Below are 22,984 nucleotides of genomic sequence, written 5' to 3' on the forward strand. Positions count from 1 at the left end.
GGGAAGCTAGATGTTGCTTCGCCTTTGATATCACGGGGGACTTTGAATCTAGTTCACCCCTTGATAAGGGGACTTTGAATCTAGTTCACCCCTTGATAAGGGGACTTTGAATCTAGTTCACCCCTTGATAAGGGGGGTCAGGGGGGTCAATCAACTTTGAACGAGTTGCTCGATTTCTTCAGCTTTGGTTGGTAAATCTGCTGTCAAAACTTCGCTACCGGATTCTGTGACTAAAACATCATCTTCGATGCGAATTCCCCGGACATCGGAGAATTGCGCTAGGCGTTCCCAGTCAACGACATCCTGATATTTTGACCGTAGGGCGGGATCGTTGAGAATTGCTGGAACTTGGTAAAATCCTGGCTCAATGGTGACGAGCATTCCTGCTTTTAAGGGACGATTGAGTCGGAGGAAGCCTAAGCCAAAGCGATCGCTTCTAGTTTTCCCAGCTTCATAGCCTGCTAAATCTCCCAAATCTTCCATATCGTGGACATCCAACCCCAGCAAATGTCCGACTCCGTGGGGAAAAAACAAGGCATGAGCGTCCATTTCAACTAAATCTGCAACTTTACCGCGCAAAATGCCCAAATCAGCTAATCCTTGGGCAATTACACTGGCGGCTAAAAAGTGTACGTCCTGATACTCCACACCAGGGCGAACTTTCTCAATGCAGGCATCATGCGCCGCCAATACTACATCGTAGAGGTCGCGTTGTGTGGGGGAAAACTTGCCGCTAACGGGCCAAGTACGGGTGACATCAGACGCCCAACCATTCTCTGTTTCTGCCCCGACATCGGCTAGTAATAAAGCGTCCGCTAGCAGGGCGTGGTGATATTGATTGTTGTGGAGAACTTCACCGTGAACTGTCACAATGCTGCTATAGGCAAAGGTCATATTATGGGCAATAATTACACCCTCCATTGCTGCTCGGACTTCTGCTTCTAGTTTGGCGTTAGGAGTTGCCTGCATCCCGGCTTTGTGAGCTTGCACGGTACAAGTGGCGGCTTGGCGTAACTCGGCTAGAGCAGTGGCGTCATGAGTTAGGCGCAGGGTGATAATCGCTCTTGCTAGCTCCAAATCAATGCTGTGGGGAGCATTGGCAGGGGCAATTGGGCGATTTAAAACTTCGGCTTGTTCCTGGTAGGTGGTAGGATTTTGAACGGCGATCGTTGCGGCTTCCGTGGAATGCGATCGCAACTCCGCCAAGGGAAAAGCTGCATCCGCGCCAATTAACTGAGCAAAGTCCTCCCGTGTCGGCATTTCTCCATGCCACAAGGCACTTCCCGGAACCGCGTCATCCATAAACAGTTGCAGCTTACCATCCTCTAGGCGAATCGCTGCATTCTCTAACGGCAACCCTGCAAAGTAGAGAAAGTGGCTGCTAGAGCGAAAGGAATAAAGATTTGCAGGAAAGTTTCGGGAACTAGCGGTTCCTGACCAGAGAATTGCCGGAAAATCAATAATTTCGGCAAGTCGCTGCCGTCGAGAACGGAGATTTGTTGCAATAGAGATAGGAGCGCTCTTTATTGACATGGAATAGACTCCTTATGGGCAGCTTCTATCCGTCAGGATATCAACCCTAATTAAAGAATGCGAGGTGGTAAGAATGTCTCCTCAACCGAAAGCCCGTCCCCACTCAATTCGTCCCCGCAACTGGCAACTCGAACAACTGCCAGGATTGAGTGCGGAAGATCGCTTACACCTAGAAACCTGCGGCATTACCACCACCAGGCAACTCCTCCAGAAAGCGAGTACCCCCACCTCCCGACAAGCCTTGGCAAATCAGTTGCAACTCCCTGTCAAACACGTCAATAAGTGGGTTGCTCTGTCCGATTTAGCGCGGGTTCCTGGCGTCGGCTACCAGCACTGCGGGCTGTTGCTACATTCCGGTATCGTCTCGGTTAACCAACTCGCGCAAATACCCGCCCACAAGTTGCAGCAACAAATTCTCCGCCTCCAAGTCGCTACCCTACAACGCCGCGATCTCTGTCCTTCGGTAGATGAAGTACAAGTCTGGATTCAACAAGCACAGCAACTTGTCAAGTCATGAATATAGGCGATCGCTAACTGTTTGAGGTGTTGAGTTGTGGATAGAGAAGAGTTAGTTAGAAAGTACGCTGGGGGAGAAAAAGATTTCACTGGACGTAGGTTTCGGAATTCTAACTGGATTGACGAAATAGTTAGAGGTGGTATCTACCGAGAAGCCGACTTCAGCAATGCCTACTTCGTGAGAAGCGGATTTGATGAGGCTGACTTGAGTTTCGCTAAATTCGTTAGAGCGCGTATGTATGAAAGTGGTTTCGGGAGCACTTGTTGTTTGGAAGGGATTGACTTTACCTATGCTGTTTTCAGTCAATGTAACTTTAGTGAGGTTGATCTCAGAGGAGCCATATTTAGGAACGCTACTCTTAGCGAAGTCAATTTCAGAAATGCCAACCTCAGTTATGCCGATTTGAGAGGGGCTAGAAAGCTGACTGTTGGAAGTTGTGAGAATGCCATTTTTTATGAAACTATCATGCCCAACGGTAGGATTTATACTGCTTGAATCTAGCTCATTTATCCAATTGTCTGCTTCTGAATTAGCCAGAAGTGCTGCTAAGAAACGCGATCTCTGTCCTTCGGTAGATGAAGTACAAGTCTGGATTCAACAAGCACAGCAACTTGTCAAGTCATGAATATAGGCGATCGCTAATTATTTGAGGTGTTGAGTTGTGGACAGAGAAGAATTAATTAGAAAGTACGCTGGGGGAGAAAAAGATTTCACTGGCGGTAACTTTCGGAGCGCTAACTGGATTAGCAAAAGAGTTAGAGGTGGTATCTACCGAGAAGCCAACTTCAGCGATGCCTATTTCGATGGCAGTAGCTTCGTTGAAGCTGATTTGAGCTTTGCTAAATTCGTTAGAGTGCGTATCTATGAAAGTGTTTTCGCGAAGAATTGTTACATGGAAGGGGCTGATTTTAGTTACGCCGTTTTCGGGCAAGTTACTTTCTGTAACGTCGATCTCAGCAGAGCCATCTTTAGAAATGCTCGTCTTAGTGAAACTAGTTTCGAGAATGCCAATCTCAGTTATGCCGATTTCAGGGGAGCCAGAAGGTTCAACGAAGTTAGCTTTGAAAATGTTATCTTCTATGAAACTATTATGCCCGACGGCAGTATCTATACTGATAGTATCTAAAGTTAGTTTATTTATCAGATTATCAGCTTCTAAATTAGGCAGAAGTGCTGCTGCTAAAGAATTTGCATTAATCCATTACAATATTTCCTCTTTGTCCCTGTCTTCAATAACATCTTGAATTTTTGCGGGGATATTTGAAAGAAAATCGTAAGCCAAACTGCTTTCTGCTTCATCGCCCTTAAGTGCGATCGCGATCGCTCGTAGGTTAGGTTGAACAATAGAGAAACCCAACAGCCGCCACTCTATTCCCCCGCTAGCATCCCCTCAAAAGTTATCTCCTCATTCATCCCCAATTCATCGGCTCAACTCCCGGCGCTACACACCGATGAAAACTCGAATATTCCCAATCCTTCGCAGCCTTCACCAAACCCGGTTTGACAGGATTGAAATGGATGTAGTCGAAATGATGTTAAAAATCCGCAGGGTCGAAGGAGGTAATTTGAGCTTCGGCGAGTTGTCCGGTAGGGAGGTCAACGATTTGGAGGGTGATGTCTAGGGGGTGAGGGGTGAGGTGGTTTGACCAGATAGAGGTTGCGCTATTTTTGAGTTGATTAACTATTTGAGGAGTTGAACTATGGATAGAGAGGAATTGCTCAGAAGGTATGCGGCTGGAGAGAGAGATTTCACTGGTATCAAACTGACGGGGATTCGTTTGTCTGATGTCAACTGCCCTGACATCATTCTTAGAAACGCCAATATTAGTGAGACTTCCATTGAATTGTCTGACTTTAGCTTTGCTGACTTGAGAGATAGTAATATGACTAGAATTCGTCTTGATGAAGTTTCTCTGAGAGGGGCTAATTTGAGTGGTGCCAATTTGAGTAGTGCTATCTTTAGCGTACCTTACCTTAGAGATGCCAACCTCAGCCATACTAACTTGAGTAATGCTATCTTTGGTGATGCTTCTTTCAAAAATGCTAATTTCAGCCATGCTAACTTGAGAGGCGTTCGTGGTTTCCGTATCAATAAATGTAAAGGAGCTATCTTTAAAGACACGATCATGCCCGATGGAACTATCAGGAACAGTGCGATCGCGATCGCCCGTAGGTTAGGTTGAACAATAGAGAAACCCAACCTACTAGGTATTATTAGCTATTACCCTCTCACTATTCTTTCGCTAAAACGCCGTTGAGAAAGATATCAGCTATCCCTTCTGCCATTTCTTGCATCTCTTGGGGCGAAGCGTCGGGTTCTCCGAGGGTTTTGTGGCTGAAACCCGCGACAGCAAACATGCCTAAAAAGACTTGGGCGACAATTTTGGGATTCGTGCGGCGATAAATGCCTTTATCCATTGCCGTTTGAAAGAAGGCTTCGGCAACATCCGTCATTTTGGCAATGACTTCCGACTGAATGCGATCGCGTAACTCTGGGTGAAACTGCGCCTCCATAAAGCACACCCGCATCATGTCGGCATTCTCGCGCATTCGCAGCATCCGCCGCCGCATCACCTGCGCCACCGCTTTATAGCTGCCCATTTCGCTCAGTTCCGTGAGCAAATCCGTGAGAATTTCTACCCATCCCTGCGTCGCTACCTCAATGAGGATAGCCTTCTTATTTTCAAAATGACGAAACAGCGTACCTTCTGCAACACCAGCCGCTTGAGCCAAATCGCGGGTTGTTGTACCGTCGTATCCCCGACGAGAAAACAAGCGTTGCGCCGCTTGCAGGATGCGCTGTCTTGTCTCCATCTCTGACTGAGGACGCCGATTTAAAATTCGCATGAATTCTCAATATAAGCTGTAGCGTTATTGTGCAACAGGTTCCCTGATAATCGACAAAAGTGTCATAGTTCCTCACAAATTCCCCCTTTCCGCCTGAGGTAAAGCAGAGGTGCAGGGGAGCCGGGGAGCAGGGGAGCCGGGGAGCAGGGAAGCAGGGAAGCAGGGAAGCAGGGAAGCAGGGGAGCAGGGGATAACTACACTTCATCCTTCATACTTTATACTTCACCCTTCACCCTTCATCCTTCATACTTTATACTTCACCCTTCATACTTCACCCTTCATCCTTCATACTTTCTTCCCTACTCAGGACTCAGGACTCAGGACTCAGGACTCAGGACTAATTAACCCTTTGGAACACTCAAAGGGTTGAGAAATTCTTATCCTAGAAGACAGTGCCAATTGCTACTGCTTTATGAGTCAGTCGAATCAATTTATTTTGCTTTTGATGAATTTAACTACCTGGTGGAGGCTGCGCCGTTGGCGTACCGGAATGGCGGTATTTCTATCAGCGATAATGCTGGCGTGGGGAATGCTTCCTGCTGTTGCGTTGGCTCGCACGGAGACACCTGTTCCGCAGTCGGAGTCTATCCAGCCTTATTTGGATCGAGTCATTGAAAAGGTGAGCGAGTTTAGCCTTGACAATGGCATGAAGTTCATTGTTTTGGAACGTCACCAGGCACCTGTTGTGTCGTTTGTGACTTATGCCGATGTTGGGGGAGTTGATGAACCCGATGGAAAGACAGGGGTTGCTCACTTTCTGGAACACTTGGCGTTCAAAGGAACTACCCGCATTGGGACAACGGATTACCAAGCAGAGAGTCAGCTCCTAGACCGATTGGATCAGTTGTTTGAGCAAATTCAAGCCGCGAAAGCTGCGGGTAACCAGGCAGAAGTCGCGAGGCTAGAAGCGGAGTTTGCCAAGGTAGACGCGGAAGCATTAGAGTATGTCACGCAAAATGAGTTGGGGCAGATTGTTGAGCAGGCGGGGGGCGTTGGCTTAAATGCCGCCACCTCTGCGGATGCGACGGTGTACTTTTACAGCTTTCCGTCTAATAAGCTAGAACTCTGGATGTCTCTGGAGTCAGAGCGCTTTCTAGACCCAGTGTTTCGGGAATTTTATAAGGAAAAAGATGTCATTTTGGAGGAGCGGCGTCTGAGGACGGACAACTCTCCTATCGGTCAGATGATTGAGGCGTTCCTTGATGAGGCTTTTCAGGTACATCCTTACAAGCGTCCGGTGATTGGTTACAACGAAGATATCCGTAACCTCACCCGTGCAGATGTCCAGGAATTTTTTGAGACTTATTATCCTCCCAACAACCTAACAATTGCAGTGGTGGGTGATGTTGATGCCTCGGAAGTCAAGCAGTTAGCTGAAACTTACTTTGGGCGTTTCAAAGGTCGTGAAAAGCCGCCAGCCGTGACGGCGGTTGAGCCGCCTCAGAAGCAAACGCGGGAAGTAACGTTAGAACTAGCGTCCCAACCGTGGTATTTGGAGGGCTATCATCGACCTGCGATCGATCATCCTGACCATGTGGTTTACGACATTATCGGGCGTCTGCTAAGTGATGGTCGTACCTCTCGACTGTATAAGTCTTTGGTGGAAGAGAAACAGGTGGCACTAACAGCGCAAGGCTTTAGTGGTTTTCCGGGAGACAGGTATCCGAATTTAGTGTTGTTGTATGCTTTGACGGCTCCGGGTCATACGGTAGAGGAAGTGGCGACAGCATTACGGGCTGAAATTGAGCGGCTGAGGACGGAACCTGTATCAGCGCAAGAGTTAGAGCGGGTGAAAACCCAGGCGCGGGCAGAGGTATTGCGATCGCTTGATTCCAATATGGGTATGGCACGCAATCTGGTGGAGTATGAAGTGAAAACGGGCGACTGGCGCAATTTATTTGAAGAGCTAGAAGCGATCGCAGCAGTCACGCCTAAAGATATTCAACGGGTAGCCCAGGTAACCTTCCAACCCGAAAACCGCACAATTGGACGCATCTTGCCCAAAGCCAATGAAGGACAGAGTCCTGAGTCCTGAGTTCTGAGTCCTGAGTAGGGGAAAAAGTATGAAGGGTGAAGGGTGAAGTATGAAGTATGAAGGGTGAAGGATGAAGGATGAAGGGTGAAGTGTGAAGTGTGAAGTATGAAGGGTGAAGGATGAAGGAGGTTATCAGTTTTCCTCATCGCCTCATCTCCTCTGCCCCTCTGCACCTCATCTCCTCTGCCCCTCTGCCCCTCTGCCCCTCTGCCCCTTTGCTCCCCCGCACCTCTGCACCCCTGCACCCCTGCTCCCCCGCTCCCCCGCTCCCCCGCTCCCCTGCACCCCTGCACCCCTGCTCCCCTGCTCCTCATTCTCTTTACATAATTGAATTGCCTTTTATGACCCATTCTCATTTTCCAATTTCTAGTAGACGCGATCGCGCCTTGCTTAGCTATCGCCGCCCTAATCTCCGCAAAGTTTTTCCCTGGTTAGGGCTAATGATGGTAACAGCGTTGCTGGTTGTGGCATCGAGTTTGCCAGCCGCGGCAGAGACAGCACAGCATTACACTGAGTTAGAGTTCAAGTCGTTACCGGAAGTGGAGTTTCCGGATTACACGCGCTATGAGCTAGACAATGGCATGGTTGTCTATCTGATGGAAGACCATGAGTTGCCATTGGTTGAGGGTATGGCGATGATTCGCACGGGTAGTCGCCTTGAACCCGCCAACGAAGTTGGTTTAGCGTCGCTCACTGGGGAAGTGATGCGTACAGGTGGTACGACCGAACACACGGGCGATGAACTCAATCAGCTTTTGGAACAACGCGCCGCAGCGGTGGAAGTTGGCATTGATACAGCAGTAGCCACTGCAAGCTTCAACGCCTTGAGTGAAGACCTGGATACGGTTTTTGATTTGTTTGCGGAAGTGCTGCAAAAGCCGGCTTTTCCTCAAGACAAGCTGGAGTTGGCAAAAAATCAGCAGGCGGGACAAATTGCCCGTCGGAATGATGACCCCAATGACATTGTGGGGCGAGAGTTTCAGAAACTGGTTTACGGCGAAAATAGCCCCTATGCCCAGACAGTAGAGTATTCCACGCTGGAGAATATTTCTCGTGAGGATTTAGTCGGGTTTTACAACCAGTATTTCCACCCCTCGGATATGATTCTGGGAATCGTTGGGGATTTTGACTCTGCCAAAATGCGATCGCGCATTCAGGAGGAATTTGGCAACTGGAAGCCAAAATCTAAACCTCCTCAGCCGGAAGTTCCCTCAGCGTCCCAAGCAAAGACAGGTGGACTCTTTTTTATCAATCAGCCGCAACTAAGTCAAAGTTACATTCAGATGGGGCATCTGGGTGGGGTGTTGAATAACCCCGACTATCCCGCCTTGGAGGTTTTAAATGGAGTTATGAATGGCTTTGGCGGACGGCTGTTTAATGAAGTGCGATCGCGTCAAGGTCTGGCTTACTCTGTCTACGGCTTTTGGAGTCCCCGCTACGACTATCAGGGAACCTTTCTCGCTGGCGGACAAACACGCTCTGATGCCACTGTCCCCCTGATTCAAGCTGTTCTTGCTGAAATTGAGAAACTACGGACAACACCGATCACAGCCCAGGAACTCGCCTATGCCAAAGAGGGCGTCCTCAACTCCTTTGTCTTCAATTTCCAAGACCCCGCCCAGTCTTTATCGCGGCTGATGCGCTACGAGTACTATGGTTACCCCAAGGATTTCATTTTCCGCTATCGAGAGGGCGTGGAAGCCACAACTATTGAGGATGTTCAACGGGTTGCCCAAAAATACCTGCAACCCGATCAAATCGTCACGCTAGTTGTGGGTAACGCGGCGGAGATTCAACCGCAGCTTACCCGTTTGTCAACTGATATCACCTCCCTAGATATCACTATTCCAAAACCAGAAAGCTAAGGTGTGGCGTGCAAAGTCAGATGAGTGACGGCAAAACAACGTCAAGGCGATCGCCTAGTGCAATTATCCTCGCCGGGGGACAAAGTTCTCGCATGGGTGAGGATAAAGCCCTGATTGCCTTGCACGGTGTTCCCTTACTGCGGCAAATTTGCGAAGTTGCCCAACAGTGTGCGGCACCAGTGTACGTCGTCACGCCCTGGATAGAGCGCTATCAGGAGGTTATACCAAACGATGTGCGGTTGATTCAGGAAGTCCCTTTGCCGAAAGAAACAACCCCCCACGGCCCTTTGGTGGGGTTTGCTCAAGGGTTAGCGCAGGTGGAAACAGACTGGGTGTTGTTGCTGGCTTGTGATTTGCCGCAGTTGCAAGTTGCAGTATTACAGGATTGGGTAGGGAGATTAGAGACGGTGCCAGAAGAGGCGATCGCCTTTTTACCCCGACACCCAAAAGGCTGGTGGGAACCCCTTTGTGGGTTCTACCGCCGTCAGTGTTTCCCCCTACTGACGGATTACATTCAGCAGGATAAAAGGTCGTTCCAGGGCTGGTTGGCACAACATCCGGTAGAGGAATTGCAGGTAAAAGAGCGATCGCTTTTGTTTAATTGCAATACACCGGATGACCTCAAAGAAGTCAACAACAGGCACCAGAATGAAGCATGAAGTCCAACCCCATCAATAAATTCCGGCGCTTGAGATTATTGATGGACTTTCACTTTTCATCTATCGGTTCCTTTTTGGTCTAAAGCACTTGCAAAGGAACCGATAGGTGCCAAAATTCACCGATGCAGATTTAGGGATTTAATTTAATATACTTACGTAGAAATATCAACGCCCGGTTCTTTATACGTACGAGTTTCTACTGAACCAAGGACAGCTCCGGATTGAACGATGTCAGACTCCAGCAGTTTTACGCCACAATCGACCGAGGATGGCTCGTTTACCTTTTTCTCTACCCAGTTTGGGGAGTGCTTTCATAGCCACACAGGAGCCTATACCGAAGCCCAAAAGAAGTTTGTCGAGCCAACGGAACTTCTGCAAAAAGCCAAGACGGCTAAACGCTTGCGGCTGCTGGATATTTGTTACGGTCTGGGCTACAACACGGCGGCGGCTTTGGAAGCAATTTGGAGCGTCAACCCTGAGTGTTATGTAGAAGTCATTGGTTTAGAGATAGATTTGACTGTCCCCAAAAGCGCGATCGCTCATCAACTTTTGCAGCCCTGGAACGCGCCAATTCCAAAGCTTTTAGAAACCTTAGTCACAACAACCCAGTCGGTACAAACTGAGCGTCTTTCTGCCCGACTTTTACTCGGTGATGCCAGACTCACGATTCAACAGATAAAGCAGTCCAGTTTCCGTGCGGATGCGATTTTTCTTGACCCTTTTTCCCCACCCGTTTGTCCGCAACTCTGGACAGTTGAGTTTTTGCAGTTAGTTGCTGATTGTTGTGCCAAAACGGGTAGGCTGGCAACCTATTCTTGTGCCGCCGCAGTCCGAGCGGCATTGATAGCCGTGGGGTTCCAGATTGGTCAAGTTCCCGATTTAGGGCAACGACCGGGCACAATAGCGAGTTTTAGCGCGGCTGGTTTGCCTCCCCTCTCAGCGCGATCGCAAGAGCATTTACAAACCCGTGCGGCGGTTCCCTACCACGATCCTCAGCTTTGTGACGAGGCAAGGGTGATTGTACAACGCCGCCACCAAGAGCAACAAATTTCTCCTTTAGAACCGTCCTCCCACTGGAAACGACGATGGTTAAATCACTGGAGAGAAAGGATGAAAGAGGAAGAATCAAGGATGAAGTAAAAACTCGGAACTGGTGCTCTTTACCCTTAGCGTTACCTTACAAATTAAAATTACAGAAAAGTTAGCAGGATTACCGGAAAAACATTAACTTTCAATACTTTTTGTTGATTAAAAGCATAATTGAGAGACATTGTTGACTGATTTCAGCTAAACATATCCGTAAAAAACCTGATTTAAAACTTACGCAATTTCAGCATACTGAAAACAAACCTCTAGATTAAGTCATGATAGATGGGTCTGATCGTGCCATTTCATCTAAAACCAGTTTTTATTCAGTGAACTTCTCAGAATCTGATCGTCTCAAAATTCTTGTTGTTGATGACCATCCTTCTAGCCGCATGACAGCGGTCGCTCTTCTAACCATAGAAGGCTACGACGTTGTAGAAGCGGAGAGTGGCCCGGTTGCCCTCAAACGAGTTACTGAGTTCAATCCTGACTTAATTCTCCTGGATGTGATGATGCCAGGAATGGATGGGTATGAGGTTTGTCGGCATCTTAAACAGGACGAGCAAACCCGCTTAATTCCTGTGGTTTTTATTACGGCATTGGGCGATAAGCGATCGCGCATTATGGGCATTGAAGTAGGAGGCGATGACTTTCTCACTAAACCCTTCGACCGCCTAGAACTCTCCGCTAGGGTTAAATCCCTTACCCGTCAAAAACGTCTCAACGAAGATTTAGACCACGCTGAAAAAGTTCTCTTTTCCATCGCCAGTGCTGTTGAAAGTCGCGACCCCAATACGGGCGATCACTGCGAACGGCTTGTCAATATGGGCAAAGCCTTTGGTGAGTACCTACAACTCTCCCGTGCTGATATTCGCCATCTGATGTGGGGAGGATACCTGCATGACATCGGTAAAGTCGGAATCCCGGATGCGGTGTTGCTAAAAAAAGGCAAGTTTACGCCGGAAGAACGGGAGATCATCAATCAACACGTCCTAATTGGCGAGAAGATTTGTCAGCCGTTGCGAACGATGCGCGGCGTCATTCCGATTATTAAATACCACCACGAACGTTGGGATGGCACAGGCTACCCTGATGGATTAATGGGAGATGAAATTCCCTATCTGGCGCAGCTATTTCAAATTATTGATATCTATGATGCGTTAACCAACGAACGTCCCTATAAACCAGCTTATTCCAGTGAAGAAGCCTTAAAAATCATGAGGGAGGAAACCGATAAAGGGTGGCGTAACCCGCAACTGATGGAGCAGTTTGCTGAATTTATCGCCTCGATCCTGCCGCAGCCAGCAACAGCCTCAAACACGCCTCATCGTAATTTTTGAAGGCTTGGCTCAAACAGACCTCATCAGCGTGGATGAAAAAGACAGTGCAGGTACCATCAAGCGCGGTATACTCCAGTCGAAGAGATTAGCTAACAAGGGAATGGTTGCAGTAGCAATTCTTGCGGCAGGACGAGGGACACGGATGAAATCTCAACTCCCTAAGGTGTGTCATGCTTTGGGGGGGCGATCGCTAGTTGAACGCGTCCTGATTAATTGTTTGTCTATCGAACCCTCGCGGCGTTTGGTAATTATTGGCTATCAAGGAGGTCTGGTCAAAACTTCCTTAAAAGCATTTGATAATTTAGAGTTTGTTGAACAAACTGAGCAACTGGGTACAGGTCATGCCGCCCAGCAACTGCTACCGCATCTAGAAGGCTTTACAGGCGACCTACTGGTCTTAAATGGGGATGTCCCCTTGCTGCGTCCCGATACCCTCAAGCTGCTTCTGGAGACGCATCAAGCCCATCAAAACGCAGCGACACTGCTCACTGCCAACTTGCCCAATCCTCAAGGCTACGGGCGGGTGTTTTGTGATGGTCAAAATCACCTGACGCAAATTATTGAAGACCGGGATTGTACAACGGCACAAAAGCAAAATCGCCGGATCAATGCTGGGGTGTACTGCTTTAATTGGTCTCAACTCGCAAAGGTGCTGCCCCAGCTCACTGCTGACAATGACCAGCAGGAATATTATCTCACCGACGCGGTGAACTACCTTTCCCCCGTAATGGCAGTTGATGTAGAGGATTACCAGGAAATTATTGGTATTAATGACCGCAAACAACTCGCCGCCGCCGATGCAATTTTGCAAGCACGGGTCAAAGATAAGTGGATGACCGCAGGTGTTACCTTAATTGAGCCAAATAGCATCACGATTGATGACACGGTGGAACTGGAACCGGATACGACTATCGAACCGCAAACCCATCTGCGCGGCAACACTATAATTCGCTCCGGTTGCCGCATCGGGCCGGGTAGCTTAATTGAAAATAGTGAGATTGGGGAGAATGTGAAGGTGCTGTTCTCAGTAGTGAGTGATAGCGCGATCGCTGCCCATACCCGTGTTGGCCCCTATGCCCATCTGCGTGGTCACGCGACGGTTGGGGAAGCCTGCCGGGTGGGGAATTTTGTGGAATTGAAAAATGTCACTATGGGCGATCGCACTAATGTGGCTCACCTGTCCTATCTGGGGGACGCCACCCTAGGCAATCAAGTCAATATCGGGGCGGGGACGATTACGGCAAACTACGATGGCGTCAGGAAGCATCGTACCGAAATTGGCGATCGCACCAAAACTGGATCGAATAGCGTCCTCGTTGCGCCCCTCACCCTAGGCGAAGATGTCACCGTCGCCGCTGGTTCGACTGTGACGGAGGATGTCCCTAGTGATTCTTTAGTTGTTGCCCGTGCGCGTCAAGTTGTCAAACCCGGTTGGCGCTTAGAAACGGCTCCTAAACCATCCAGTTAAGGCAAGGCAATCCCTAGGGGCGCTCATCGAGAACGCCCCTAAAACCTTCGACTAAGCCGCAAAGCTTGTTAAAGCCTCTCCCGTCCATTCCAGGGTGTCACCCAGTTGATTGCCATCGTGGTAGGCAGCTAGCAGGACTTGGCTAGTTTTGCCCCAAGCGATCGCGCCTGTGGCATCAATAGCGATCGCGCCAAAGTCCCGACGATTCTGCTGCGCTTCCGCAAAGGAACGCTGCATCGCCTGCTCCAAAGACATACCATCCGTCACGCGCACCACAATCCGCGCCGCCAGACACTCATCGATAATATCTTCCCCAATCCCCGTGCAACTCACCGCTGCATGGGGGTTGGCGTAGTTCCCGGCTGGCATAGCAGAATCGCTGACTCGTCCGATGCGCTCGAACCCTTTGCCCCCTGTAGAGGTGCCCGCCGCTAGATTGCCCTCTCGATCGAGGACAACCACCCCAATCGTGCCGCGTCGCGGTTCTGAGGTGGTGAGTAACTCCGGTTCAGCAACCACTCCCGCCGCATCATCTTCAAAATTATGCTCTCGTTCCCGTATCCACTCCTGCAAGCGGAGATTCGTCATGGGGTTGTAAACCGGAAGCTTCAGTTCTCGCAGCAGTTCCGCTGCACCGAAATCGGAGAGGACGCGGTCATCGGAATTTTGCAAAAACTGGGCAAGCTCAATCGGGTGCTGCACGCGGGAGACATTGATTACCCCGCTAAAACGCTGCGTCTTCCCCGCCATCAACGCCGCACTCATGCGAATCTGCCCATCTGATTGCAGCACTGAACCTGTCCCGGCATTAAAGCGCGGATTATCTTCCAACATCTGACACCCTTGAACCACCGCCTCATGGGCGCTGACTCCCTCTAATAACAGGGCATAAATCGGTTCAACGATTTCATAAAGCGATCGCCTCACTGACTCTATAGATTTTCCTCCGTGCAGAGAACTCCCCGCCCCACCATGAACAATTAGCTTCGGTTGCACAAAATTGCCTGCCATTTTAATCTCTTATCGCCACTCAAAACAAACTACTAACTGCTTTGGTACTGACCGTCACCTGCGACAGCATTCTCAACAAACAGTACTTTATATCATTCAATCAATCTAGCCATTTTATCCATCAAGAAAAGAAAAAGTGACCGACTCAGCAAATTTCCCTAGCTCTGCAATCACTTCCTCATAGTTATTGCGGAGGGAATTATCTTTTCAAATGCTTACAATCTTATTAGTGTATAGAAAGTTCTGTTTCGGTTTTTCCCGGCTTGAGTTGGCTCTAACTAACTCCTCCCCAGTCCTACAGGATGCCAGTTTTAACGAGTTGTTCCCTGAAGATTTATCACTTATTCCCTTCTAGAACTTAGGTATGAATAGCCCTAACCTCTGGCTGTATTCCTCTCTATCTCGTTTACAACAACCGAAAAGTTACAAAGGCAAAATCATGCTAGTTGCCTTTGTCGGTACTCATATACCGCTGTTGACTTTGCTGCTGTATTTCCTCATTTCCAACTCTTTTTCGCTGGAGATGACAATACGTGTCTTGGTGATCGCCTTAGTGGCAACATTAGTCGGCACCGGGTGCACACTCTGTGCCTTACACCATCTGCTACTTCCCGTCAGTTTAACCTCGCGAGCACTGCAATCCTACCTGCGCGAAAAAAAGCTCCCCCAATTGCCAACCCAGTTTACTGACGAAGCTGGCACATTGATGACAGATACGGTACAAACAATTAAAAAACTAGACGTTGTCATTCAACGGCTGACTGATTACGATGACCTTACAGATCTGCCCAATCGAGACTTATTCCGTAACTATTGCCAAAAAACTTTAATAAATTTACCGAATGACAAGCATTTATTTGCAGTCATCGCTTTAAACATCAATAACTTCAGGAGCATCAACAATACCCTAGGAGCGAGAATCGGTGACCTCCTCCTAAAAGCCGTTGCCGAACGATTGGTGACTAATGGGGGTCAAAATAATTATGTTTGTCGTCTAGGGAACGATGAATTTGCGATCGCCATCTCCCATCTCACCACGATAGAAGCCGTCACAGAGCGAGCCGAAACACTCCTCAAGACCCTCTTGCCAGCCTTTATTTTAGAGGGCAAAGAAATATACATCAGTGCCAGCCTAGGCATTGCGGTATCTCCCAATGATGGCTCCCACATCGATTCTCTGTTGCAAAACGCCACTACCGCCCTAAATCAGCCACAACGGTGCGAACCAAACCGTTACCAGTTTTACGGTTCTGAGATGAATGCTCAGTTGCAGAAGCGCTTGCTAATGGAAAACCAATTGCGTCAAGCGTTAGAGCGGGGTGAATTTTTCCTACACTACCAACCACGAGTCAAAGCCCATACTGGACAGGTTGTTGCTGTAGAAGCGCTACTACGTTGGCACAACCCTATTTTGGGAATGGTTTCCCCTGCTGTATTTATCCCCATTGCCGAAGCCAATGGTCTGATTGGGGAGATTGGGGAGTGGGCATTGTACATCGCCTGCGCTCAAAACAAGGCTTGGCAATCAGCAGGATTACCACCAATCCGCATGTCAGTTAACTTGTCAGCCCAGCAAGTGAAACAGCCCAATCTGGCAGAGCAAGTTTCCCAAATTTTGGAAAAAACGGGTCTAGATGTTGCTTATCTAGAACTAGAAGTCACTGAAAGCCTGATGATGGAAAATGTTCAGCAAGCCCTTGCCACCTTGCAACAACTCCACGAACTAGGCATCATGCTGGCACTTGATGATTTTGGGACAGGTTACTCATCCTTGAGTTATTTGAGGCATTTCCCTATTGATACTCTCAAGATTGACCGCTCATTTGTCACCGATGTTGTGACTAACCTAGATAACTCAGCGATCACGAACGCCATTATCGCCTTAGCCAAGAGTTTGTATTTGAATATCACAGCGGAGGGCGTAGAGACACAAGAGCAATTAGAATATCTCCAAGCCCAAGGCTGTCATGAAATTCAGGGCTACTACTTCAGTCCTCCAATTCCTGCCGAGGCAATTGCTGATTTTTTGCAGCCACCCCCGCTACCCTTGAGTGATAACTCGCAGGAGTACAATCAGCGATCGCTAACACATATTACTCCTACACCTATTAGCCAGCTTGTCCATTATCACTCCCCTGATTGATTTCACCCTTCATCCTGCCCTCACTGTAGGTTTTCACCTTTAACATTGTTTTGGGCAGGGGAGCGGGGGAGCAGGGGAGCGGGGGGGCAGAGGGGCAGAGGAGATGAAGCGATGAGGAGATGAGGAAAACTGATAACCTCCTTCATACTTCACCCTTCATACTTCATACTTCACCCTTCATCCTTTCTTCCCAAATGTCCTTAGATCAAATCCGCATCATCTTAGTAGAACCAGCTGGCCCTCTAAATGTGGGTGCAGTGGCGCGTGTGATGAAAAATATGGGACTAAGGCAGTTAGTGCTAGTTAATCCCCAGTGCGATCCCCTAGGGGAAGAAGCGCGGCAAATGGCGGTGCATGGGGGGGATATCCTGGAAGCGGCGCAACGAGTGGAAACTCTGCCGGAAGCCTTAGTTGGTTGTCAACGCGCGATCGCCACAACAGGACGCAGTCGTTCTCTACCAACGCAGTTGGAACCTCCTCGCGCCGCTTTGCCTTGGTTGCTGGAGTCATCGGTGCCATCAGCCTTAATTTTTGGTAGAGAAGACCGAGGACTGAGCAATGTTGAGCTAAACTATGCCCAACGCTTTGTCGGCATTCCTTCTAACCCGGAGTATCCGGCTCTAAACCTGGCGCAAGCGGTAGCGGTTTGCTGTTACGAACTTTATCAAAGTACCCAGCCCCAAACCCCTCAGAACCCAGAACTCAGGACTCAGGACGTAGTATCTACCACTGACGTTGCCCCCTTAGATGTATTAGAGGGTTACTACAACCATTTGGAAGCTGTGTTAGTAAAAATTGGTTATCTTTATCCTCACACCGCCCAAACCCGTCTAGAGAAATTCCGACGTCTGTATAATCGTGCTAACCTGACGACGGCAGAAGTCGTAATGCTACGGGGAATCCTCCGCCAAACAGAATGGGCAATAGAAAATTTAAACCCGTCTGTTAAGAATGACGTTCCGGAGCAGAAAGAGTCCTAAAATAAACTTGCATCAGATGAGTTGTTAGGTGTTAAGTGAGTTAGTAGTAGCTAGTTGCCGATCTAGAGCGCTAATTGGCGAAAAATCAGCGTTTCCTTGTCGTTCAGCAGACTACAGCTTTAGTTGGTTGTGTGGGAGGTGTGATCCGTGGCAGTAACGTTAAGAAATGACCCTCAACCGGAGGATTTACCACCGCAACAGGGCGATCGCGAAGTATCCCCTGCGGATTCTCGCCTCCGTTCGCGTCGCTACGAGCAAAAACAGTCATCTACACCGGAATCTTCTCGCTCTGTCAATAGGCGACGGCGCGAACATCAACTCGCTCGCTCTCGCAATCGCTCCGAATCTCAACAGCTAAATGGGGAGGCTAATGGCATTGCGGCTAAGGGCAAAAGCAATGGTAAGCCGCCGAAAAGATCCTTTGGTCGTAGCAGCGAAAAACGGTCGAAAAAACCTCTAACCGCCGCCCAACGCCGCCAGGTTCGGGAACGCCACCTAGCTCGCTTGGCAACTAGCCCCTCCACTGCCAATCCTCACCCCGCATCGCCTCCAGAAACGACAGCTCCCCGACGCCCAAATTCCCGGACTGACAACTCTTCTAGTCTCAACAGAAAACGGGGAGTCCGTAGCGCTCAGAAACGCCCCCTTTCACCACTGTTATACGTTGTCCGGCTGTTGATTTTGGGGGTGGGAATTGGCACGATTGCCGGGACGATTTTATCAATCTCCGATCCAGCGACGCGCCAATCGGAGTTGAACCCAACTGAGAAAAAGGAAGTGCAAGCCAGCGATACAGGTGGGGGCGTCCCTAGTCCCATCTCCCTTGCTCAAGACTTACCCGATTTAAAAGCCAAAATTCAGGGCTTGTTAGTGGCTGACTCGAAGTTGCAACCGGGCGTGTTTTTCGTGGATCTTGATACGAATTCCTACCTAGATTTGGACGGTTCTGTCTTGTTTCCCGCCGCTAGTACCATCAAGGTACCAATTCTGGTGGCGTTTTTTCAGGATGTTGATGCAGGAAAGATTCGTCTTGATGAAATGTTAACCCTTGAGCCAGAGGTGATTGGTTCGGGTTCTGGGGATCTGCAATATAAAAAAGTCGGAACCCAGTACACCGCTCTGGAAGTTGCGACCAAGATGATTGCTATTAGTGACAACACGGCAACAAATATGCTGATTACGCGGCTTGGGGGACAAGAAGTCCTCAATGAGCGTTTTCGTCGTTGGGGCTTAACCGCAACAGGAATTCAGAATCCCCTACCAGATTTAGAAGGGACAAATACGACTAGCCCAAAAGATTTGGCAATGTTGATGTCAATGGTGAATCAGGGGGATTTGCTGTCGATGCGATCGCGCGATCGCCTATTGAGTATCATGAACCGTACCGTTAACAATTCCCTCTTACCTAAGGGATTAGGGGACGGCGCAACCATTGCTCACAAAACTGGTGATATTGGTTCGCTCATTGCTGATGTGGGCTTAGTGGATATGCCCAGTGGTAAGCGTTACATTGCTGTTGTCATGGTGAGACGCCCCCACAACGATGCTAGCGCCTCAGAGTTGATCCGCCAAATTTCTCGTACGGCTTACGAATTTTTTAGTCAACCCCCCTCTACCACCCCTAGCACAACTTCCACTCCCACGGGACGCACTGCAACCACTAGCCAAAACATCACAGCCGGAAACTTACTTTAATCTGAAACTAAGTAGGAAAAAGTAAATAATTAAAGGTTGGTAGTGAGGACTAAATTCCTCAAAATAGGGCTAAAGCCCTGACTACCAAACCATTTAAGAAATTTTCCATCACCATACAAAGTTGATTTATTCTCGCTTACTTACTTAGTCGGTGAGTTGGAGGAGATTGTCTAAGGGTAGGGGGATAAAAAGAGAAACACTAGTAACTATTAGCTATTAGTGAATTAATTATGCAGACTGCCACATGTCGCAAATTTCTTCGGGGAGAAAGCTAGAAACTTCCTCGGCTCGTTCTGGGGATAATTCCTCTTTTGTCGCTGAAAAAACGGCTTTGATAACTGTTTCAGCGTCGGCTCCTGGCAAGTTTCCTTCTTGTCTAACTCGGACAAGAAAGTTTCCGGCTTCGATGTTTAACTTAGGTCGAATGCGGCTGAGGAAATAGACGATAGGGTTTTGGTCTGTCCATAAGTCTTCTGCCTCGCTGTCTAAGTCAGCCGCCACACGGTCTACGGCTTCATTACTCATTACATCTCGCAGCGTCCGGAATGTTACTTCAGTTGCACTACGGGCTTCCTCTAGGTCTTTTAAATTACCTTTCTCTTTTACTTTTTCTAGAAATGCTGTATGTTTTTCCATGAAATTTCTCCAAAATTTAAGTATCAATAGGTTAGTGAGATTGTGAATGGGATGCCATTTCACCTCTGGGGCTAATTGCTAATTGTTTAGAGCTAAATTGACACAATTAGTGATTAGCCCTGAACCCTCTATAACTTTAAAGACCGAAGGGAGGATTGTACTTCAGTCTGGAGAAAGAATTAGTTGATACTAGTTTTTAATCATTCCGAAGAAAGAAATAACTAATACTAATTTCTAAACAATGGGGAGCGTGCATCTTCGATAGACGATAACTGGTCAAGGGATTGCCAGATTTTTTGGAGTAAGGCGTCGAGATCCGCTCCTGTAACCGCAGAAATGGCAAAGACGGGGACTTGTGTCAGAGCAGAGAACTGACTGACTAGCTCGTCTTTGGTTTCAGGAGGAATCGCATCGATCTTGTTGAGGGCTAGAATTTGGGGACGCTCTGCTAAACCTCGTCCGTAGGATTGTAGCTCCTGCTGGATGATGTGATAGTTGGCGATCGCATCTTCCGCTGTCGCATCAATTAGATGTAACAGCAGACGTGTGCGCTCGATATGGCGCAAAAAGTCATGCCCCAATCCTGTACCCATATGGGCACCCTCAATTAGCCCTGGAATATCTGCAAACACCGTGCCATCCCCGGAGGGTTTACGTACAACCCCTAAATTTGGGATCAGCGTTGTAAAGGGGTAATCTGCCACTTTCGGACGGGCAGAGGAGACGGCAGAAATGAGAGTAGACTTTCCGGCGTTCGGTAAGCCAATAATTCCTACTTCCGCCAACAGCTTCAACTCTAGGCGCAACTGGCGTACTTCGCCCTCTAGCCCTGGTAAGGCGTATTCAGGAGCACGGTTACGGTTACTCAGAAAGTACTTATTTCCCAAGCCCCCCTTCCCGCCTTTTGCCACGAGGAGGGTTTGTCCGGGTTCTACTAAATCTCCCAGGATTTCTTTGGTAGTGGCGTCATAGACGACGGTACCACAAGGAACTGGAATGACGCGATCGCTACCATTTGCCCCAGTGCGGTTACTTGGCCCTCCACGTCCTCCATTATCTGCTTGGAATCGGTGACCATACCTAAAGTCCAGCAACGTTTGCAGATTTGCCGCTGCCTCTAAGATTACATCACCGCCGCGCCCGCCATTGCCACCCGCTGGCCCCCCAGCAGGAACGTACTTCTCGCGCCGAAAAGCGACGATGCCATCACCGCCCTTTCCGGCTTCTACTTCAATTTCTGCTTGGTCGATAAATTGCATTGTTAGTCCTTAGTTTTTCATCATCCATCTTGAACTTAAGTCATGAGTCGGTAATTTTGGGTGCGGGACTCTCACCCACTACTCAACTCTGACTAATGACCGATGACTAATAACTAAGAATAGGATGATATGTCTTCGCCACAGTCGTCAGCTAAATAGCATAACGCCCGGAATCGCAAACCGACCAACTGTTCGTAAAGCGGATTGATTTTGCACAGTGGGGGAATGTGGACGATTTTACGACCAAATAGTTTGACGTCGCGCTCAAATGGACATTGAGCGGGGATCAGCTTGCCCAGGAACTTCGCGACTCTGGGGTCGTTGATCTCCATCTCGTCCAGCCACTCTCGTACAGGTTGCAGGACATCAGAATGGGGGTGCGAAGATTGTCCCGGTTCCGTCGCTGATTCATCGTCAGGAGCAACTAACGACTGGCTATCACCATCGTAAAGGGTGATTTTCAAAGACTCCAGTGACTCGATTTTCTGCCCCAGCGCTTCACTAAACTGGTGTAGTACTTCCGCTTCCAGGGCTGAGTAAACGCCGTCAGCCAGTGCCACCATCACAGCAGTTCTTAAAAAATTCTCGCCTGTAGATGAATCATTGCCCAACAAGTCGGCGAGTTCCTCAGGAGCAATTGTTTGCAGAGGATTCAAGTCTGTATTTTGCCCTAGTTCTTCTTGAGTGAGCTGGGCAATGAAGTCCTGCTCTTGCTGGTCAAAGTCACCGTCTGCCCAAGCGATCGTTAATAAGCCACGTAGCCAAGCGGCAACTTGCTCTTCTGTATAAAAAGATTGCATTAAACTTGTCATAACTACTCAAATCAAATTGAACCAATCAATTACACCGGATGAGATTATCCGCTCAAATCCTAGCCTTAGCTTGATTAGACTTACCGTAATCTAAGAGACCAAAAGCCTTGCTGTACTGGGATTTTTGTTGTTGTTCTAAATTAGGGAACTGTTGTACATCTCGATTGTAACAAAACTTAATCAACAGTTTTTAACCAGAATGGGGGATTCTTCTAAGTAATTGGGAAGAAATTAGTTCATCGAGCAATGACTGACATCAAGTTAAGTGAGATTAATATTTACCCGATTAAGTCGGCGGCGGGAATTGCCTTGAAAACCGCCTCAGTTGAAAACCGGGGATTGCAATACGACCGACGCTGGATGTTGGTAGACCAAAGGGGAAAGTTCATCTCTCAACGGCGATTCCCCCGCTTGGCGTTAATTCGCGTGCAGATAGAGGGTTCTCAGTTGGTAGTGCAAACGCCCAATCGGGATCAGCTTTCTATTCCTTTATGTCTGGACGCCGAACGGGTTGCTGTAAACATTTGGAAGGATGTTTGTGAGGCGATTCCGGCTCCAGAAACGGTTAGCCAGTGGTTTAGCGACTTTTTAGAATTGCCTTGTCAGTTAGTGTATATGCCTGACAGTACCAAGCGACCTGTAGATACTCACTACGCTCACCACAATGAATCAGTAAGTTTTGCTGATAGTTTCCCTTTTTTACTGATTTCTGAGGCATCCCTGGAGGACTTAAATCAACGGCTAGAGGAGCCAGTACCGATGAATCGGTTCCGACCAAATCTCGTTGTGTCAGGCTGTGAGGCATTTGCGGAAGATAGCTGGCGCACTATACGCATTGGTTCTGTGCGATTTCAGGTCGCTGCACCTTGCAGTCGCTGTGTGGTAACGACAGTAGATCAATCGCGAGGAATTCGCGGTAAGGAACCGTTACAAACACTCGCTCAGTATCGCCGACGGGATAGGGAAATCTTCTTTGGGCAGAATTTGATTGCAGGAGAGTTGGGCACACTTCAACTTGGAGATGCGGTACAGGTTGAAAGTCTGGTGTCTGAATAACCCTCTCCAAATAAACTGGGGTAAAACCGCGAGCTTTTGTTG

At 48.5% G+C, this 22,984-nt stretch carries 21 protein-coding genes and 1 pseudogene; 14 read left to right on the forward strand and 8 right to left on the reverse strand.

The window, feature by feature from the left end; translation table 11 throughout:
* Window positions 1-150: 150 nt before the first annotated feature.
* A complete protein-coding gene (locus AC5JR3_RS03750; RefSeq protein WP_495843179.1) occupies window positions 151-1,533 on the reverse strand; it encodes an aminopeptidase P family protein in 1,383 nt (460 codons plus the stop codon).
* A gap of 73 nt (window positions 1,534-1,606) precedes the next feature.
* On the opposite strand from AC5JR3_RS03750, the gene AC5JR3_RS03755 reads away from it, so the two are divergent.
* The 3 genes from AC5JR3_RS03755 to AC5JR3_RS03765 all read left to right on the forward strand — a co-directional run bounded on the left by AC5JR3_RS03755 (window position 1,607) and on the right by AC5JR3_RS03765 (window position 3,176).
* The gene (locus AC5JR3_RS03755; protein WP_495843181.1) at window positions 1,607-2,050 is read left to right on the forward strand and encodes a DUF4332 domain-containing protein; all 444 of its coding nucleotides are present in this window, start codon (window positions 1,607-1,609) and stop codon (window positions 2,048-2,050) included.
* A 36-nt stretch (window positions 2,051-2,086) separates the two neighbouring features.
* Window positions 2,087-2,545, forward strand: coding sequence for a pentapeptide repeat-containing protein (locus AC5JR3_RS03760; protein ID WP_495843183.1), 459 nt, complete (start codon window positions 2,087-2,089; stop codon window positions 2,543-2,545).
* Between the two features lie 166 nt (window positions 2,546-2,711).
* The gene (locus tag AC5JR3_RS03765; RefSeq protein ID WP_495843185.1) at window positions 2,712-3,176 is read left to right on the forward strand and encodes a pentapeptide repeat-containing protein; all 465 of its coding nucleotides are present in this window, start codon (window positions 2,712-2,714) and stop codon (window positions 3,174-3,176) included.
* A gap of 75 nt (window positions 3,177-3,251) precedes the next feature.
* Here the strand turns inward: AC5JR3_RS03765 and AC5JR3_RS03770 are convergent, their stop codons facing one another.
* The gene (locus AC5JR3_RS03770; RefSeq protein ID WP_495843186.1) at window positions 3,252-3,407 is read right to left on the reverse strand and encodes a hypothetical protein; all 156 of its coding nucleotides are present in this window, start codon (window positions 3,405-3,407) and stop codon (window positions 3,252-3,254) included.
* A 52-nt stretch (window positions 3,408-3,459) separates the two neighbouring features.
* Window positions 3,460-3,582 (reverse strand): annotated as a pseudogene (locus tag AC5JR3_RS03775) (REP-associated tyrosine transposase); the annotation flags it as partial.
* Between the two features lie 168 nt (window positions 3,583-3,750).
* On the opposite strand from AC5JR3_RS03775, the gene AC5JR3_RS03780 reads away from it, so the two are divergent.
* Complete coding sequence (locus tag AC5JR3_RS03780) at window positions 3,751-4,233, forward strand: pentapeptide repeat-containing protein (protein ID WP_495843188.1); 483 nt, start codon at window positions 3,751-3,753, stop codon at window positions 4,231-4,233.
* A 49-nt stretch (window positions 4,234-4,282) separates the two neighbouring features.
* On the opposite strand, the gene AC5JR3_RS03785 is transcribed toward AC5JR3_RS03780, so the two are convergent.
* Complete coding sequence (locus tag AC5JR3_RS03785) at window positions 4,283-4,897, reverse strand: TetR/AcrR family transcriptional regulator (RefSeq protein WP_495843189.1); 615 nt, start codon at window positions 4,895-4,897, stop codon at window positions 4,283-4,285.
* 490 nt (window positions 4,898-5,387) lie between these two features.
* Between AC5JR3_RS03785 and AC5JR3_RS03790 the strand changes: the two genes are divergently transcribed.
* The 6 genes from AC5JR3_RS03790 (at window position 5,388) to glmU (ending at window position 13,350) form a co-directional block, all read left to right on the forward strand.
* Complete coding sequence (locus AC5JR3_RS03790; RefSeq protein ID WP_495843320.1) at window positions 5,388-6,932, forward strand: M16 family metallopeptidase; 1,545 nt, start codon at window positions 5,388-5,390, stop codon at window positions 6,930-6,932.
* 341 nt (window positions 6,933-7,273) lie between these two features.
* Complete coding sequence (locus AC5JR3_RS03795; protein WP_495843191.1) at window positions 7,274-8,797, forward strand: M16 family metallopeptidase; 1,524 nt, start codon at window positions 7,274-7,276, stop codon at window positions 8,795-8,797.
* Between the two features lie 20 nt (window positions 8,798-8,817).
* Window positions 8,818-9,456: a molybdenum cofactor guanylyltransferase gene (locus AC5JR3_RS03800; protein ID WP_495843193.1), complete on the forward strand. Its 639-nt coding sequence runs from the start codon at window positions 8,818-8,820 to the stop codon at window positions 9,454-9,456.
* A gap of 228 nt (window positions 9,457-9,684) precedes the next feature.
* A complete protein-coding gene (locus AC5JR3_RS03805; protein ID WP_495843195.1) occupies window positions 9,685-10,596 on the forward strand; it encodes a tRNA (5-methylaminomethyl-2-thiouridine)(34)-methyltransferase MnmD in 912 nt (303 codons plus the stop codon).
* A gap of 224 nt (window positions 10,597-10,820) precedes the next feature.
* Window positions 10,821-11,882, forward strand: coding sequence for an HD domain-containing phosphohydrolase (locus AC5JR3_RS03810; protein WP_495843197.1), 1,062 nt, complete (start codon window positions 10,821-10,823; stop codon window positions 11,880-11,882).
* 100 nt (window positions 11,883-11,982) lie between these two features.
* A complete protein-coding gene (gene glmU / locus AC5JR3_RS03815; protein WP_495843322.1) occupies window positions 11,983-13,350 on the forward strand; it encodes a bifunctional UDP-N-acetylglucosamine diphosphorylase/glucosamine-1-phosphate N-acetyltransferase GlmU in 1,368 nt (455 codons plus the stop codon).
* Window positions 13,351-13,401: 51 nt separating this feature from the next.
* Here the strand turns inward: glmU and AC5JR3_RS03820 are convergent, their stop codons facing one another.
* Window positions 13,402-14,361 (reverse strand): isoaspartyl peptidase/L-asparaginase, encoded by a 960-nt coding sequence (locus tag AC5JR3_RS03820; protein WP_495843199.1) that lies wholly within the window; start codon window positions 14,359-14,361, stop codon window positions 13,402-13,404.
* 364 nt (window positions 14,362-14,725) lie between these two features.
* On the opposite strand from AC5JR3_RS03820, the gene AC5JR3_RS03825 reads away from it, so the two are divergent.
* From AC5JR3_RS03825 to AC5JR3_RS03835, 3 genes are all read left to right on the forward strand, one after another.
* Entirely contained in the window at window positions 14,726-16,504 is a 1,779-nt protein-coding gene (locus AC5JR3_RS03825; RefSeq protein WP_495843201.1) for a putative bifunctional diguanylate cyclase/phosphodiesterase, read from the forward strand.
* 194 nt (window positions 16,505-16,698) lie between these two features.
* On the forward strand, window positions 16,699-17,484 hold the full coding sequence (locus AC5JR3_RS03830) for an RNA methyltransferase (protein ID WP_495843203.1): 786 nt from the start codon (window positions 16,699-16,701) through the stop codon (window positions 17,482-17,484).
* 147 nt (window positions 17,485-17,631) lie between these two features.
* A complete protein-coding gene (locus AC5JR3_RS03835) occupies window positions 17,632-19,179 on the forward strand; it encodes a serine hydrolase (RefSeq protein ID WP_495843205.1) in 1,548 nt (515 codons plus the stop codon).
* A 228-nt stretch (window positions 19,180-19,407) separates the two neighbouring features.
* On the opposite strand, the gene AC5JR3_RS03840 is transcribed toward AC5JR3_RS03835, so the two are convergent.
* From AC5JR3_RS03840 to AC5JR3_RS03850, 3 genes are all read right to left on the reverse strand, one after another.
* The gene (locus tag AC5JR3_RS03840) at window positions 19,408-19,815 is read right to left on the reverse strand and encodes a DUF2267 domain-containing protein (protein WP_495843207.1); all 408 of its coding nucleotides are present in this window, start codon (window positions 19,813-19,815) and stop codon (window positions 19,408-19,410) included.
* Between the two features lie 227 nt (window positions 19,816-20,042).
* Window positions 20,043-21,074, reverse strand: a complete 1,032-nt coding sequence (obgE, locus tag AC5JR3_RS03845) for a GTPase ObgE (protein ID WP_495843209.1) — start codon at window positions 21,072-21,074, stop codon at window positions 20,043-20,045.
* Window positions 21,075-21,187: 113 nt separating this feature from the next.
* Window positions 21,188-21,886, reverse strand: a complete 699-nt coding sequence (locus AC5JR3_RS03850) for a Mo-dependent nitrogenase C-terminal domain-containing protein (protein ID WP_495843211.1) — start codon at window positions 21,884-21,886, stop codon at window positions 21,188-21,190.
* Between the two features lie 246 nt (window positions 21,887-22,132).
* Here AC5JR3_RS03850 and AC5JR3_RS03855 point away from each other — a divergent pair, with 246 nt between their 5' ends.
* Window positions 22,133-22,942 (forward strand): MOSC domain-containing protein, encoded by an 810-nt coding sequence (locus AC5JR3_RS03855; RefSeq protein ID WP_495843212.1) that lies wholly within the window; start codon window positions 22,133-22,135, stop codon window positions 22,940-22,942.
* Window positions 22,943-22,984 lie beyond the last annotated feature (42 nt).

The sequence above is a fragment of the Kastovskya adunca genome, from assembly GCF_059505785.1.

Excerpts from the sequence above, each read along its gene's own strand:
- AC5JR3_RS03750 (WP_495843179.1), bottom strand. The coding sequence starts at position 1,533 with ATGTCAATAAAGAGCGCTCCTATCTCTATTGCAACAAATCTCCGTTCT.
- AC5JR3_RS03755 (WP_495843181.1), top strand. The coding sequence starts at position 1,607 with ATGTCTCCTCAACCGAAAGCCCGTCCCCACTCAATTCGTCCCCGCAAC.
- AC5JR3_RS03780 (WP_495843188.1), top strand. The coding sequence starts at position 3,751 with ATGGATAGAGAGGAATTGCTCAGAAGGTATGCGGCTGGAGAGAGAGAT.
- AC5JR3_RS03785 (WP_495843189.1), bottom strand. The coding sequence starts at position 4,897 with ATGCGAATTTTAAATCGGCGTCCTCAGTCAGAGATGGAGACAAGACAG.
- AC5JR3_RS03790 (WP_495843320.1), top strand. The coding sequence starts at position 5,388 with ATGGCGGTATTTCTATCAGCGATAATGCTGGCGTGGGGAATGCTTCCT.
- AC5JR3_RS03795 (WP_495843191.1), top strand. The coding sequence starts at position 7,274 with ATGACCCATTCTCATTTTCCAATTTCTAGTAGACGCGATCGCGCCTTG.
- AC5JR3_RS03800 (WP_495843193.1), top strand. The coding sequence starts at position 8,818 with ATGAGTGACGGCAAAACAACGTCAAGGCGATCGCCTAGTGCAATTATC.
- AC5JR3_RS03805 (WP_495843195.1), top strand. The coding sequence starts at position 9,685 with ATGTCAGACTCCAGCAGTTTTACGCCACAATCGACCGAGGATGGCTCG.
- AC5JR3_RS03810 (WP_495843197.1), top strand. The coding sequence starts at position 10,821 with ATGATAGATGGGTCTGATCGTGCCATTTCATCTAAAACCAGTTTTTAT.
- glmU (WP_495843322.1), top strand. The coding sequence starts at position 11,983 with ATGGTTGCAGTAGCAATTCTTGCGGCAGGACGAGGGACACGGATGAAA.
- AC5JR3_RS03820 (WP_495843199.1), bottom strand. The coding sequence starts at position 14,361 with ATGGCAGGCAATTTTGTGCAACCGAAGCTAATTGTTCATGGTGGGGCG.
- AC5JR3_RS03825 (WP_495843201.1), top strand. The coding sequence starts at position 14,726 with ATGAATAGCCCTAACCTCTGGCTGTATTCCTCTCTATCTCGTTTACAA.
- AC5JR3_RS03830 (WP_495843203.1), top strand. The coding sequence starts at position 16,699 with ATGTCCTTAGATCAAATCCGCATCATCTTAGTAGAACCAGCTGGCCCT.
- AC5JR3_RS03840 (WP_495843207.1), bottom strand. The coding sequence starts at position 19,815 with ATGGAAAAACATACAGCATTTCTAGAAAAAGTAAAAGAGAAAGGTAAT.
- obgE (WP_495843209.1), bottom strand. The coding sequence starts at position 21,074 with ATGCAATTTATCGACCAAGCAGAAATTGAAGTAGAAGCCGGAAAGGGC.
- AC5JR3_RS03850 (WP_495843211.1), bottom strand. The coding sequence starts at position 21,886 with ATGACAAGTTTAATGCAATCTTTTTATACAGAAGAGCAAGTTGCCGCT.
- AC5JR3_RS03855 (WP_495843212.1), top strand. The coding sequence starts at position 22,133 with ATGACTGACATCAAGTTAAGTGAGATTAATATTTACCCGATTAAGTCG.